At 70.1% G+C, this 12,362-nt stretch carries 13 protein-coding genes and 2 pseudogenes; 5 read left to right on the top strand and 10 right to left on the bottom strand.

What is annotated here, in order from left to right; translation table 11 throughout:
- Window positions 1–43: 43 nt before the first annotated feature.
- On the bottom strand, window positions 44–1,117 hold the full coding sequence (locus ACIPYW_RS09235) for a spore photoproduct lyase family protein (RefSeq protein WP_400412803.1): 1,074 nt from the start codon (window positions 1,115–1,117) through the stop codon (window positions 44–46).
- A gap of 45 nt (window positions 1,118–1,162) precedes the next feature.
- Between ACIPYW_RS09235 and ACIPYW_RS09230 the strand changes: the two genes are divergently transcribed.
- Window positions 1,163–1,471 (top strand): biopolymer transporter Tol, encoded by a 309-nt coding sequence (locus ACIPYW_RS09230; RefSeq protein WP_400412801.1) that lies wholly within the window; start codon window positions 1,163–1,165, stop codon window positions 1,469–1,471.
- Here ACIPYW_RS09230 and ACIPYW_RS09225 read toward each other — a convergent pair.
- The 5 genes from ACIPYW_RS09225 to ACIPYW_RS09205 all read right to left on the bottom strand — a co-directional run bounded on the left by ACIPYW_RS09225 (window position 1,468) and on the right by ACIPYW_RS09205 (window position 6,922).
- On the bottom strand, window positions 1,468–1,620 hold the full coding sequence (locus tag ACIPYW_RS09225; RefSeq protein ID WP_400412800.1) for a hypothetical protein: 153 nt from the start codon (window positions 1,618–1,620) through the stop codon (window positions 1,468–1,470). The two genes, ACIPYW_RS09230 and ACIPYW_RS09225, sit on opposite strands and share 4 nt — an antisense overlap.
- A 49-nt stretch (window positions 1,621–1,669) precedes the next feature.
- Complete coding sequence (locus tag ACIPYW_RS09220; RefSeq protein ID WP_400412798.1) at window positions 1,670–3,481, bottom strand: beta-galactosidase family protein; 1,812 nt, start codon at window positions 3,479–3,481, stop codon at window positions 1,670–1,672.
- 77 nt (window positions 3,482–3,558) lie between these two features.
- Window positions 3,559–4,896, bottom strand: a complete 1,338-nt coding sequence (locus ACIPYW_RS09215; protein ID WP_290130986.1) for a sugar ABC transporter substrate-binding protein — start codon at window positions 4,894–4,896, stop codon at window positions 3,559–3,561.
- Window positions 4,897–4,994: 98 nt separating this feature from the next.
- Complete coding sequence (locus tag ACIPYW_RS09210) at window positions 4,995–5,987, bottom strand: carbohydrate ABC transporter permease (RefSeq protein ID WP_400412797.1); 993 nt, start codon at window positions 5,985–5,987, stop codon at window positions 4,995–4,997.
- Complete coding sequence (locus ACIPYW_RS09205) at window positions 5,984–6,922, bottom strand: carbohydrate ABC transporter permease (RefSeq protein WP_400412796.1); 939 nt, start codon at window positions 6,920–6,922, stop codon at window positions 5,984–5,986. The genes ACIPYW_RS09210 and ACIPYW_RS09205 overlap by 4 nt, the downstream gene beginning before the upstream one ends.
- A gap of 227 nt (window positions 6,923–7,149) precedes the next feature.
- Between ACIPYW_RS09205 and ACIPYW_RS09200 the strand changes: the two genes are divergently transcribed.
- Window positions 7,150–8,136, top strand: a complete 987-nt coding sequence (locus ACIPYW_RS09200; protein ID WP_400413580.1) for a LacI family DNA-binding transcriptional regulator — start codon at window positions 7,150–7,152, stop codon at window positions 8,134–8,136.
- A 148-nt stretch (window positions 8,137–8,284) separates the two neighbouring features.
- On the opposite strand, the gene ACIPYW_RS09195 is transcribed toward ACIPYW_RS09200, so the two are convergent.
- Window positions 8,285–9,388, bottom strand: coding sequence for a fatty acid desaturase family protein (locus ACIPYW_RS09195; protein WP_400412795.1), 1,104 nt, complete (start codon window positions 9,386–9,388; stop codon window positions 8,285–8,287).
- Window positions 9,389–9,604: 216 nt separating this feature from the next.
- On the opposite strand from ACIPYW_RS09195, the gene ACIPYW_RS09190 reads away from it, so the two are divergent.
- Complete coding sequence (locus ACIPYW_RS09190) at window positions 9,605–9,904, top strand: hypothetical protein (protein WP_400412793.1); 300 nt, start codon at window positions 9,605–9,607, stop codon at window positions 9,902–9,904.
- 136 nt (window positions 9,905–10,040) lie between these two features.
- Here the strand turns inward: ACIPYW_RS09190 and ACIPYW_RS09185 are convergent, their stop codons facing one another.
- Window positions 10,041–10,577, bottom strand: a complete 537-nt coding sequence (locus ACIPYW_RS09185; RefSeq protein WP_400412792.1) for an AAA family ATPase — start codon at window positions 10,575–10,577, stop codon at window positions 10,041–10,043.
- Window positions 10,578–10,618: 41 nt separating this feature from the next.
- Between ACIPYW_RS09185 and ACIPYW_RS09180 the strand changes: the two are divergent.
- Window positions 10,619–10,714, top strand: a pseudogene (locus ACIPYW_RS09180) (DivIVA domain-containing protein); the annotation flags it as partial.
- A 45-nt stretch (window positions 10,715–10,759) separates the two neighbouring features.
- Window positions 10,760–10,870, top strand: a pseudogene (locus tag ACIPYW_RS09175) (DivIVA domain-containing protein); the annotation flags it as partial.
- Window positions 10,871–10,906: 36 nt separating this feature from the next.
- Here the strand turns inward: ACIPYW_RS09175 and ACIPYW_RS09170 are convergent.
- Complete coding sequence (locus tag ACIPYW_RS09170) at window positions 10,907–11,128, bottom strand: hypothetical protein (protein ID WP_290130979.1); 222 nt, start codon at window positions 11,126–11,128, stop codon at window positions 10,907–10,909.
- Window positions 11,129–11,214: 86 nt separating this feature from the next.
- Window positions 11,215–12,168, bottom strand: coding sequence for a family 16 glycosylhydrolase (locus ACIPYW_RS09165; RefSeq protein ID WP_400412790.1), 954 nt, complete (start codon window positions 12,166–12,168; stop codon window positions 11,215–11,217).
- Window positions 12,169–12,362 lie beyond the last annotated feature (194 nt).

Raw genomic sequence — 12,362 nt, 5'->3', positions numbered from 1 at the left:
TCGGCGGTGCGGGCGTTCGCTGTTCGCTGTTCGCCGCTCGCCGTCAGAACGCGTAGCGGATACGGCAGCTCGGCAGGTGCTCGGCCACGAGCTCCCGGAACCGCTCGACGAGCTGGCCCTTCATCCCCGAGCGGTACCGGACGTTGACGGCGCCGTTCTGCGAGACCTTCTGCTCCTGCAGGTCCGGCCGCCACAGCAGGTCCTCCGCCTTGGGGTGCCAGCCGAGGTTGACCTCGTGCAGCGGCTCGTTGTGCGTGAGGAAGATGACCTCGGCCGCGAGTTGCGCCTTCGCCGCCGGGGAGAGCACGTCGTCGACCTGTCGCAGCAGCTCGGCCCAGTCGGACTCCCACGTCGGCGTGAGGATGACCGGCGAGAAGTTCAGGTGCACCTCGTACCCGGCGTCGACGAAGTCGTTCACCGCGGCGATGCGTTCCGCGATCGGACTCGTGCGGATGTCCGTGACCTTCGCGGTCTCGTGCGGCATGAGCGAGAACCGGATGCGGGTGCGACCCATCGGGTCCCAGTCGAGCAGGTCGCGGTTGACGTACTTCGTGGCGAACGACGCCTTCGCGGTCGGGGTCATCCGGAACAGGTCGCAGAGGTCGCGCACGTTGTCGCTGATCATCGCGTCGACCGAGCAGTCGCTGTTCTCACCGATGTCGTACACCCAGGCCTCGGGGTCGCACTGGTTCGGCTCGGTCTTCGGCCCCTGCTTCGCGATGTTGCGGGCGACGTGCTTGGTGATCTGCTCGATGTTCGCGAACACCGTGACGGGGTTCGAGTACCCCTTGCGTCGGGGCACGTAGCAGTACGCACACGCCATGGCGCAACCGTTCGCGGTCGACGGGGCGATGAAGTCGGCGGAGCGTCCGTTCGGTCGGGTGACGAGCGACTTCTTCACACCGAGCACGAGCGCCTCGGTCTTGATCCGCACCCACCGCTGGACGTTGCGTTCGTCCCCGTGGACCTCGGGGATGTTCCAGTGCGAGGCGACGGGGACGATCTCGGCGTCGGGCCAGCGTCCGAGCACCTCTTGCCCGCGGGGCAGCTCGAGCGCGGTGTCCTCGGCGTAGATGCGTCGGACGTCGAGCATCGGACGCGTGCGTGCTTCGCTCATCGCCACCTGTCTACCGCCGACCACCGACGGTGCAGACTCAGGACCATGACCGCCGAGCCCGACGACCACTTCTTCGTCGTCGACGGTCGGCGGTGGCGTCGGACGGACCCGGTGGTCCCCGAGGACGTCGCCGCGGCGCTCCGGTCGCACCTCGGGCGAGGGCGCAATGCCGTGAAGCAGGCGAAGCGGTCCGGTGACGAGGAGGCTCTCGCGGCCGCACGGCACCGCAACGGGTTGGCGAAGCACGGGCTCGGCGAGCGGGGACCGGAGTGGTGGTCACGACCGGAGTCCGATCGGGTCACCGACGCCCGGCGTGCGCTCGAGGAGCTCGACGCCCTCGACCGAGACGGCTAGGGCCGGTACTCGTCGCGCTTCGCGGGGGGCGGGGTCGGCGTCGCTCCGGGGCCCACGTTGCCGTTCGACCCGAGACCGTCGAGCGCGCGGGCGAGCACCTGCAGCACCGTCACGACCGCCCGGCCGGCCGCCTTCACCACGTCCCACATCGCGTTCCCCCTCCGACCGAGCACCAGTGCGGCCAGGGTAGTCGAGCGATCAGCCCTCGGTGTGGCCGAGGTCCGGCTCGGTGAGCAGGCACACCGTGCGGGTCGCCGCGGCGTGGACCTCGAACACGACGACCTCGTTGCGGCCCTCGCGGAGCACCGGACCCGGCACGGCGAGGGTCTTCTGCGGCCCGCGCGACCAGTACCGCCCGAGGCAGAAGCCGTTCACCCAGGCCACGCCCTTGCGGAAGCCGTCGAGGCACAGGTACCGGTCGTCGACGGACGCGAGCTCGAACGACCCGGACGCGAACACCGGTCCAGCGAGCACGTCGCCCGGCTCCGGAGAAGTACCGGCGAGCAGGGCCAGGGCGGCCGGCGCGATCGGGTCGAGGGCGAGCGGCGACGCCGTCCACCGGGACAGCAGCTCGCCGTCGACGCGGACGTCCCCGATGAGGCCCTTCGGCTCGCCGATGCGGGGACCGTAGTCGACGCGTCCCTGGTCCTCGACGAGGAGCTCCAGGGTGCCGGTGACGGGCGGGAGCGTGATGGCGCGGTCGTGGTGCTCACGTTCGAGGACGCCGACGACGACCCCGTCGGCGGAGACGAGCACCCGGTCGCGGACCTCGGTCCCGACGGTGAGCACACCGCCGGACGGCAGCGCGACCTCGGTGCGGTACAGCACGAATCCGGAGGCGGCGCCGAGCGCGTCGAACGTGGGCGGTGCGTCGTGCGCGGTCCACGTGGTGAGCGACGGCAGCAGCGTCGCCAGGGGTGCGACGTGGTCGAGACGGACGGCGACGTCCGTGGCGGGGGCGACCCGTGCCTCCAGGCCGGAGGCGAGGCGACCCGACCCACCCGGCTGCATCGACTCGGGCAGCGGCGGCACGGGCGCGTAGCGCTCGATCACCGCACGGAAGGCGTGGAACTTCGCCGTCGGGCGTCCGGCCTCGTCGAGCGGGGCGTCGTAGTCGTACGACGTCGCGATCGGCCGGTACACGCCCTTGTCGTTCGCGCCGTTGGTGAACCCGAAGTTCGTGCCGCCGTGGAACATGTAGATGTTCACGGAGCCTCCCGCGGCCAGCAGCACGTCGAGCTCCGCCGCGCTGTCCGACGCCGGTGTCGTGTGGTGGTGCTCGCCCCAGCTGTCGAACCAGCCGTCCCAGAACTCCGAGCACATGAGGGGCCCGGTGGGCTGGACCTCACGGAGACGCTCGATGCGGGCGGCGGCGCGGGATCCGAACGAGCCGGTCTTGTGGAGCGACGGGAGCGAGCCGTCCTCCAGCATGGTGCCCATCGGCTGGTCGACGCTCGTGAACGGCACGGTCAGGCCGATGTCGCGGTGCATCTGTTCGAGCGCCCGCAGGTACGACGAGTCGGACCCGTAGGCGCCGTACTCGTTCTCGACCTGCACGAGCACGATCGGGCCGCCGTCGTCGATCTGCCGCGGGACGAGGACCGGGGCGAGCTGCTCGAGGTAGTTCTGGACCGCCGCGAGGAAGCCCGGCTCGTTCCGCCGGACGCCGACCGTGCCGTCTGAGAAGAGCCAGTACGGCAGGCCGCCGTTCGTCCACTCGGCGCAGATGTAGGGGCCGGGCCGGACGATGGCGTGCATGCCCTCGGCGGCGACGAGGTCGAGGAAGCGCCCGAGGTCGAGTCCGCCCGTCAGGTCGAAGACCCCGGGGCGGGGCGCGTGGGCGTTCCAGGCGACGTACGTCTCGATGGTGTTCAGGCCCATGAGCTTGGCCTTGCGGATCCGGTCCTGCCAGAGGTCGGGGTGGACGCGGAAGTAGTGGATCGCGCCGGACAGGACGCGGTGCGGCTCGCCGTCGAGCAGGAAGTCGGTGTCGCCGATGGCGAAGCGCATGGGAGGGGCCTTTCAGTGGTCGGGGCCGCGCGGACGGTGTCCGCGCGGCCCCGCTCCGGTTCGAACGAGTGCGGTGGTTACTTCGAGGTGACCTTGAAGCCCTGCTCGTTGCCGTACTTCACGATGGCCTTCTGCCAGGCCTCGAGTCCGGCGTTCAGGTCGGTCTTGTTCTGGTAGGCCTGGCCGACGGTGTCCGCGTAGACGCTGTTCGCGTAGACCTGGAACGGCAGGTACTGCCATCCCTCGGCCACGCTGGACGACGCCTTCGAGAGGGTCTCGTTGATCGCCTCGCCGCCGAAGTACTCCGGCTTCTCGGCGGTGAAGGACGACGAGGTGAGCTGTGCCTTGGTCGACGGGAAGCCACCAGACTTGAGGAACACGTCGATCGAGTCCTGCGAGGAGTTCAGCCACTTGAGGAAGCCGGCGGCGAGGGCCGGGTTCTTCGACTGCTTCATGACGACCTCGGCGGAACCACCGTTGTTGGCGGTCACGTCGGAGGAGCCGTCGTAGGTCGGGATCGGGGCGACGCGCCAGTTGCCGCTGCCGTCCTTCACGCTCGACTCGAGGACGCCGGGCATCCAGGCGCCGGTGACCATCGTGGCGATCTCACCGTTGCCGAGCTGCTTGTACCAGTCGTCGGTCCAGCCGGGGGTCTGCGAGAGCAGGCCCTTCTCGACGAGCTGGTTCCAGGTCGAGGTCCACTTCTTGGTGCCCTCGTCCTGCAGGTTGACGGTGACGTCGGTGCCCTTGACCTCGAACGGGCGGCCGCCGGCCTGCCAGATCATCGAGGTGGTGAAGCCCGCGTCGCCGGAGTCGGCCGCGATGTAGGCGTCCGGGTTCGACTTGTGGATCTTCTCGGCGTCGGCGACGTACTCGTCCCACGTCTTCGGCGGGGTGGTGATGCCGGCTTCCTTGAAGGTCTTCTCGTTGTAGAACATCGCCATGGGGCCGGAGTCCTGCGGCAGGCCGTAGACCTTGCCGTCGAGGTCGACCGACTGCCAGGTGCCCGCGCCGTACTTGTCGGCGAGCTTGTCGAACCCGTACGACTTGAGGTCGACGAGCGAGTCGCTCAGGGCGAACTGCGGCAGGGCGAAGTACTCGATCTGCGCGACGTCGGGGGCGCCCGAGCCGGCCTTGATCGTGTTCTGCAGCTTCGTGTACTGGTCGTTGCCGGTGCCGGCGTTGACGAGCTTGACCTTCACCTTGGGGTAGGCCTTCTCGAACGCGGCGACCTGGGCCTCGGCGGAGGGGGTCCACGACCAGTAGGTGAGCGTGCCGCCCTTCTCGAGGGCCTTGGTGATGTCGTCGGACGACCCGCCGGAGCCGGAGCCGCCGGAGGCGCAGGCCGTCATGGCGATGGCTGCGGTGACGCCGATCGCGAGGGCGCTGAGCCCGCGCCGGAGACGCTTGTGCATGGGTGTGCCTTTCACTTCTTCGTGGAGAGGGGTGGTGCTGCTGTGTGCCGGGCCGGGAGGCGCGTGGCGGGGTCGCCCCGCGCCTCCCGTCCGGCCGGTCACGCCTTGACGGAGCCGGCCGCGAGGCCGGACTGCCAGGAACGCTGGAGGAAGAGGAACGCGACGACGATCGGGATGATCGTGAGGAGCGATCCGGTGACGACGAGGTTGTAGATCGGGTGGGCGGAGACGCCGACGGCCTGAGCGCTCCACTGGTTGAGGCCGACCGTGAGCGGGTAGAGGTTCGGGTCGCTCAGCATGATCAGGGGCAGGAAGTAGTTGTTCCAGGTCGCGACGACCGCGAACAGCAGGACCGTCACCACACCGGGTGCGAGCAGCCGGAGCGCGATCGTGAAGAAGATCCGGAACTCGCCGGCGCCGTCCATGCGGGCCGCCTCGATGACCTCGGTCGGGACCGCGTCGATCGCGTACGTCCAGATGAGGTACATGCCGAAGGGGCTGATGAGCGAGGGCAGGATGATCGCCCACGGGGTGTTCGTCAGGCCGACCGACGAGAACAGCAGGAACGTCGGGACGGCGAGCGCGGTGCCCGGGATGGCGATCGCGCCGAGCACGACCGCGAAGACCGCGCGCCGACCGGGGAACCGGAACTTCGCCATGCCGTAGCCCGCGATCGTGGCGAGCAGGGTCGCGCCACCAGCGCCGACGACGACGTAGAGGACGGTGTTCGCCAGCCAGCGGAGGTAGATCCCGCCGTCGTAGGTCAGCGTCTCGCCGATGTTCTGGAAGAGCGAGAAGCCGCCGCCGAACCAGAGTCCGAAGGTGCTGAGCAGGTCGTCCTGCGACTTCGTCGCGTTGACGACGAGGTAGAAGAGCGGCAGCAGCGAGTAGACGGTGATGACGATCATCACCACGAGCAGCAGGGGTGACTTGCGTGCGCGCGGTCCGCGGCCCTTCGGGCCGATCCGGCCGTTCGTCCCGTTCGTTCCGTTCGGCCGGGAGGCACGGGTGCGGCCCGCCCCGCTGCGACCGCGGGTGGTCACCGCCTCGGTCACGGTCGCGGCCGGGGTCTGGGTCTCGACGGCGCTCATCGGTTCTCCGCTCGGGTCCCGCGCACCTGGACGATGTACGCGATCACGGCGGTGATGACACCCATGACGATCGCGACGGTGGCGGAGTAGTTGAACTGCTGGCCGCTGAAGGACAGCGAGTAGGCGTACATGTTCGGGGTGAAGGCGCTGCCGATGACGTTCGGGGCGAGGGTCTTCAGGAGGTTCGGCTCGTTGAAGAGCTGGAAGCTGCCGATGATCGAGAAGATCGTGGCGATCACGATCGAGCCGCGGAGCGCCGGGATCTTGATCGACCAGACGGTGCGCAGCGGACCGGCACCGTCGATCTCGGCGGCCTCGTAGAGCTCGGTGGGGACGACGCGGAGCGCGGCGTAGAAGATCAGCATGTTGTAGCCGACGAACTCCCACGTGACGATGTTGCCGATCGACGCGAGGACCCAGTCGGGACTGAACGGCTGCAGGAGGTCGATGCCGAGCGCGGAGTTGATCGAGCCGGTCAGGCCGAACTGGTTGCCGTAGATGAAGCCCCAGATGAGCGCCGCGACGACGCCGGGCACCGCGTACGGCAGGAAGATCGCGATGCGGAAGAACGACGAGGCCCAGAGGCGGGCGCTGTCGAGCGCGAGGGCGGCGACGAGCGCGACCACGAGCATGATCGGCACCTGCACGACGAGGAACAGTGCGACGCGGCCGAACCCGGTCCAGAACTTGGCGTCCTGGAAGAGCTGCACGTAGTTGGCGAACCAGACGAACTGGTTGCCACCGATGAGCTGGTCGCGGAAGAGGCTGAGCCAGAGTGCGTAGCCGATCGGGACGACGAGCATCGCGACGAGGACGACGACGAACGGACCGACGAACATCCAGCCGGTCCAGCGGCCGCGCTGCTTGGTGCGGCGCCGCGGCGGCGTGGCCGGAGCTGCTGCGGCTCCTGGCGCACGCGCTTCGAGCGTGGTCATGTGACTCCCTTGTCGTGCTGGTGCTGCGGCCGGGCGGCGATCGGTGCGCCGGCCGTGCTGCGTTCGGGTGCGTCGATGTTGACGTCAACATCGAACGCCGCGACGATAGCATGGCAACGTCAACATGCGCTAGCGTCTCCGGAGTCGGGCTCGATCACGATCCGATGACGAGCGCCGAGGGAGGCCGCGTGACCACGGAACTCAGCGGCGTGCGCCGTGCCCCGTCGATGGCCGCGGTCGCCGAGGCCGCCGGCGTGTCGATGCAGACCGTGTCCCGCGTCGCCCGGGGGTTCGACAACGTCTCCCCCGACACCCGCGACCGCGTCCAGCGGGCGATGGACGCCCTCGGGTACCGGCCGAACCGTGCCGCTCGGGCACTGCGCTCCGGGCGATTCCGGACGATCGGCGTGATCATGTTCACGCTCGCGTCGTTCGGCAACATGCGCACCCTCGAGGCGATCGCCGACGCCGCGGGCGCCGCCGACTTCACGATCACACTCCTGCCGATGGCCTCCCGGACGGAAGAGGGCGTGCGCTCCGCGTTCTCACGACTCCACGAACAGGCCGTGGACGGCGTGGTGATCATCATCGAGTCGCACATCATCGACACGGCCGAGGTGGTCCTGCCCGACGGTGTCCCGATGGTGGTCGTCGACAGCACGGGCACGACCGAGCACCCGGCGATCGACACCGACCAGGCCGACGGCGCCCGCCTCGCGACGCAGCACCTGCTCGACCTCGGACACGACACCGTGTGGCACGTCGCCGGACCGACCTCGTCGTACTCGGCAGCACGTCGTCTCGCGGCCTGGCAAGACACGCTCGAGCGGGCCGGGCGGACGGTGCCGCCGGTGTTCCACGGCGGTTGGAACACCGAGTCCGGCTACCGCGCGGGTCAGGTCATCGCCGCGCGCCCGGACATCACCGCGGTGTTCGCCGCCAACGACCAGACCGCGCTCGGCGTCCTCCGTGCCGCACACGAGGCCGGCCGGTCCGTGCCGGAGACCCTCAGCGTGGTGGGGTTCGACGACTCCCCCGAGGCCGACTCCTTCTGGCCGCCGCTGACGAGCGTCCACCAGTCCTTCGACGAGGTCGGTCGCCGCGCGGTGGCGAACCTGCTCGCACAGATCGACGGCGACCCGGTGCCGGCGGGGACGGACCTCGTGCCGGTCCGGCTCGTCGTCAGGTCGAGCACCGCCCCGCCGCCCGCCTGACGCGTGCCGTCGGGGCCAGGGGTGACGCGGGCCCCGACGCCCCGGTCGAACTGCGAAAGCGACATGGAACCAGGCGCGGAGCCCGGTTCGATGTCGCATTCGCGGTTCGCAGCGACGGCCCCGGCGCGACGAGCGACGCCGCTCGCGCTCAGTGCAGCCGCAGCGACGTCACCATCGGGCAGGCGAACGGGTCCCGCGCCGCGAGCCCGACCCGGTTGAGGTACGCCACGACGATGCCGTACGACCGCAGGAGTGTCGTCTCCGTGTAGGGGATCCCGAGCGAGCGGCAGTGCGCCTGCACGAGCGGCTTCGCCCGCCGCAGGTTCGGCCGCGCCATGCTCGGGAAGAGGTGGTGCTCGGCCTGGTGGTTGAGGCCGCCGAGCAGGTGGTCCACCCACCGTCCGCCGACGATGTTCCGGGAGGTCCGCACCTGGCGTGAGAAGAAGTCGATGCGCGCGTTCTCGGCGATGACCGGCATGCCCTTGTGGTTCGGTGCGAACGACGCTCCCATCATGACGCCGAACACCGCGACCTGCACGCCGATGAACGCGAAGCCGATGCCGATCGGCAGGAACGCGAACACGGCCCAGAAGTACAGCCCGAACCGGGCGAGGAGGAGCACGCCCTCGACCGCTCGGCCGCGCGAGGTGCCCTTGACGTGCTCGCCCGTGACCACCGCGCGGATGGACAACCAGTGCAGGTTGAACCCCTCCATGGTGAGCAGCGGGAAGAACGCCCAGCCCTGCACGCGCGTCAGCAGCCGCAGGAGCCCGGTGCGCTGCGCGGCGTCCTCCTCGATGAACGACACCGTGTCCTGCGCGATGTCCGGGTCCTTCCCGATGGTGTTGGGGTTGCCGTGGTGTCGCGTGTGCTTGTTCATCCACCACGAGTAGGACATGCCGACGAGGAACACCCCGACGAACCGTCCGGCGTGGTCGTTCCACCGGTTCGACGCGAAGATCTGCCGGTGCGCGGCCTCGTGCGACAGGAACGCGAACTGCGTGAACACCATGCCGAGGACCCCGGCCGGGATGAGCGCGAACCAGCTGTGTCCGACGAACGCGGTCACGACGAAGGAGACCGCACCGACGGCGACGAGGACGGCGAACACCGTCCAGTAGAAGCCGGTGCGGCGCTGCAGCAAGCCGGCCTCCTTCACCTGCTGCAGGAGGTCCTTGTAGGTGGAGGTCCCGGAGCGTGCCCCCGCCGGTCGCGGCGAGGTCGGGCGGTACAGGGTGGACGAAGTGGCCATGGGGCTGCTTCCGTCAGGGACAGCCCTTCGGCCGAACAATGGGTTCCCGCGTGCGCGGTTCCGGCAACCGTAGGGCCTCTCCCCGTACGTCCGCAGGGAGCTGCGCGTACTGTCCGGAAAGAGTCGGTCCAGCTGTACCGGCTCCGGATGGGCGCCGACTCCCTCTGTCCGGAACACTCGTCCGCGCGTGCTCACCCCGCCACCGCAGCACGGATCATGAAGCACATCGTCTACGGACTCACCGCCGTCCTGACCACGGACGAGGCGGCCGACGCCGTCCTGGACTACGCCGCGGCGCTCGCCCACGCCGGTCTCACGGACGTGATCGCCGTCCCGACGGTCGACCCGTTCGGTACCGAGACCACGACGTCGTTCCTGCTCGCCCCGGCGCTCGGGGTCCTCGTCGAGGACGCACCGGACGACCCGCTCGGGCCCGACACCGCTGCGTTCGTCGCCGAGATCACGTGGCGGTCGCAGGCAGTGCGCTCCGCACCGCCCCACCTGCCCCCCGCGTGACGGAACCGCGCAGCGCGCGTCGTTCCCTGGTCGTGACCGCCCGCCGGCCTGGAGGCACGGGTCGGGCCCGCACCGTGCCTCCAGGCCGGTGGTCAGCGCGTCATCACGACGCACCGCCGGGTCGGTGGTCGGCGCGTCAGCGCGCCGGCAGCTCTGAGAGCACGGCCGTGGCGATGCGGTCCGCCGCCTCGGCGGGGCCGATCGTGGTGGTGTCGACGACCTCCGCCTGGACGTGCAGCCAGGTGCGCGCCGCCTCGGCGTAGCGGTCGACGTACCCGAGGCGGAAGGTCGACGGCCCCATCACCTCGTCGTGCAGGATCCGGTGTCGGAGCGTCTCGGGGTCGGTGTGCAGCACGAAGTGCCGGACCGGGATGCCGTGCCCCGCGAAGCCGTCGCTGATCTCGCGCCAGTAGGGCTCGACGAGGACGGTCATGGGCATCACGAGGGTGCCGCCGGCGTAGTCGAGCACCCGGCGCGCGGTCTCCACGACGAGCGGGCGCCACGGGTCCCAGTCCTGGAAGTTGCCGGTCCACGGCAGGCTCGGCGAGACGTCCATCAGCGTCTCCCCCACCTTCTCGGCGTCGAGCACGCGCGCGTCCGGCAGCCGTTCCTGCACCAGGCGACTCGTCGTCGTCTTCCCCACACCGTGCGTCCCGTTCACCCAGACGATCATGCGGGGACTGTAGCGTGTGGTCATCGACGATCGGGGGGACGATGCTCGCAGGGGACGTCGCGGCCAAGCGGTTCGCGCCGACGAAGTGGCGTGAGGGGTACGACCAAGAGCAGGTCGACGACTTCCTCGCGCGGGTCCAGGCCACGCTGGCGGAGTACGAACGCGGACGGCTGGCCGATCCGTTGCGCGCCGAGGACGTCGTGGCGTCGCGCTTCCGGCCGACGCGGTTCCGCCCCGGCTACGCGCAGGACGAGGTCGATGACTTCCTCGACGAGGTCGCGGTGGAGCTGCGCGGGCACGAGGCACGGTGGGGCGCCCGCGACTGACGGTCAGGCGGCGAACGCGGACGCGAAGAGGAGCACGGCCGCGAGTCCGATCAGCAGCCCGACCGCGACGATCGCGCCTGCGGTGAGCAGCGACACCATCCCGACGAACACGGCGCCGAGTCCGCCGAGTCCTGCGGCCTGACCGAGCGCGGACGGTTCCGACACGGACTGCGTTCCGCGAGCGAAGAGCTCGTCCATGTCGCGGGGGACGTCATCAGCGGGCACGCGCCGAGCCTACGACGACGAACGGGAGGCACGGTGCGTCGCCGCACCGTGCCTCCCGTCGGGTCAGCCCGCCAGGGCTGTGCGGCTCACTCGCTCGTCGTCACCCAGTCGATGAGCAGGTTGCCGCTGGCACCCCAGTTGCCGGTCTGGAACATGAACCGGTGCGGGGTGGTCGGGACGTCGTGCGTGATCGTCCCGATGACCTTGCCGTCGACCTTGTACGTGACCGACTTGCCCGGGTCCCAGTCCACCGTGTAGGTGTGCCAGTCACGCCAGGAGACACCCGTGGGGATCTGGACGCGCTCGGCCTCCTGCCCCGGCGTCATCGAGTGGTGGAACGCCATGGGCTCCGACTCGAAGTTGCCCTCGGGGAAGTCGATCTCGCCGTCGGACCACTTGTTCGAGGTCGGCCACAGCATGAACGCCGCGCCGTTGCCGTCACCGCCCGTCGCCTTCGCGCGGACGGAGAACGAGCCGCCGACGTGGTCGTACGCGCCGGTCTTCGTGCCGAAGGTGCCGGCCGTGCCCGCCCCGCCGAGGCGGGCGTCGAGGACGCCGTCGTGCACGGTCACGGTCTGGCTCGGCGCGTAGATGCCGGACGTGCCGTCCGGGTACGGCTGCCACGCCTGCTGGTAGAGGTTCGCGACGTTGCCGAGCGCCGCCGAGAGGTCGAAGTCCTCGACGAACGACGCCTCCGGGGGTGTCGCACCGCTCGGGTTGTCCGCCTGGGCGTCGGCCGACGCCTGTTCGGTCGGCTCGTCGCTCGGCGACTCGGTCGGGGTCGACTCCTCGATCGGCTCGCCGGTGGGCGTCGCGTCGGGGGTCGGGGTCGCGTCGTCCGAGGGCGTGGTGTCGTCGGACGGGTCGGACGTCGCGTCGTCACCAGGCGTCGGGTCCTCCGACGGCGACGCCGTCGGGGTGGGGGTCGGGTGCCAGTGGTGGTGCCAGCCCCACCAGGGGCTCGCGGAGGCAGCCGTCGGGATGCCGATGATGAGCGCGGCAGCGGCGGTCGTCGCGATGACGACGTTCCGGCGCTTCACCGGGCGCTCCGTCCGTCGGCGGACAGGGGGGTTCTTCGCGCGCGGAAGCGCGTGGTCGAGACAGAGATGTCGAGCTCCTCGGAGGGTTCGGGATCAGGGGCGCAGGACGCGGGACGGACGCGGCGAGCGGTGGTGCCGGGCAGTGCTGTGGGGTGCTGTGGTGCTGCGCTCGGTGATGCGTCCTCGAACATTGT

The sequence above is a fragment of the Curtobacterium sp. NPDC089689 genome, from assembly GCF_044749145.1.
In the GTDB taxonomy this organism is placed as follows: domain Bacteria; phylum Actinomycetota; class Actinomycetes; order Actinomycetales; family Microbacteriaceae; genus Curtobacterium.
Note: the sequence above shows the minus strand (reverse complement) of the source record. Positions and strands in the feature narration are given on the sequence as shown.

Coding starts and splice junctions, on each gene's coding strand:
- ACIPYW_RS09235 (WP_400412803.1), bottom strand. CDS start 1,117: ATGAGCGAAGCACGCACGCGTCCGATGCTCGACGTCCGACGCATCTAC.
- ACIPYW_RS09230 (WP_400412801.1), top strand. CDS start 1,163: ATGACCGCCGAGCCCGACGACCACTTCTTCGTCGTCGACGGTCGGCGG.
- ACIPYW_RS09225 (WP_400412800.1), bottom strand. CDS start 1,620: ATGTGGGACGTGGTGAAGGCGGCCGGCCGGGCGGTCGTGACGGTGCTG.
- ACIPYW_RS09220 (WP_400412798.1), bottom strand. CDS start 3,481: ATGCGCTTCGCCATCGGCGACACCGACTTCCTGCTCGACGGCGAGCCG.
- ACIPYW_RS09215 (WP_290130986.1), bottom strand. CDS start 4,896: ATGCACAAGCGTCTCCGGCGCGGGCTCAGCGCCCTCGCGATCGGCGTC.
- ACIPYW_RS09210 (WP_400412797.1), bottom strand. CDS start 5,987: ATGAGCGCCGTCGAGACCCAGACCCCGGCCGCGACCGTGACCGAGGCG.
- ACIPYW_RS09205 (WP_400412796.1), bottom strand. CDS start 6,922: ATGACCACGCTCGAAGCGCGTGCGCCAGGAGCCGCAGCAGCTCCGGCC.
- ACIPYW_RS09200 (WP_400413580.1), top strand. CDS start 7,150: ATGGCCGCGGTCGCCGAGGCCGCCGGCGTGTCGATGCAGACCGTGTCC.
- ACIPYW_RS09195 (WP_400412795.1), bottom strand. CDS start 9,388: ATGGCCACTTCGTCCACCCTGTACCGCCCGACCTCGCCGCGACCGGCG.
- ACIPYW_RS09190 (WP_400412793.1), top strand. CDS start 9,605: ATGAAGCACATCGTCTACGGACTCACCGCCGTCCTGACCACGGACGAG.
- ACIPYW_RS09185 (WP_400412792.1), bottom strand. CDS start 10,577: ATGATCGTCTGGGTGAACGGGACGCACGGTGTGGGGAAGACGACGACG.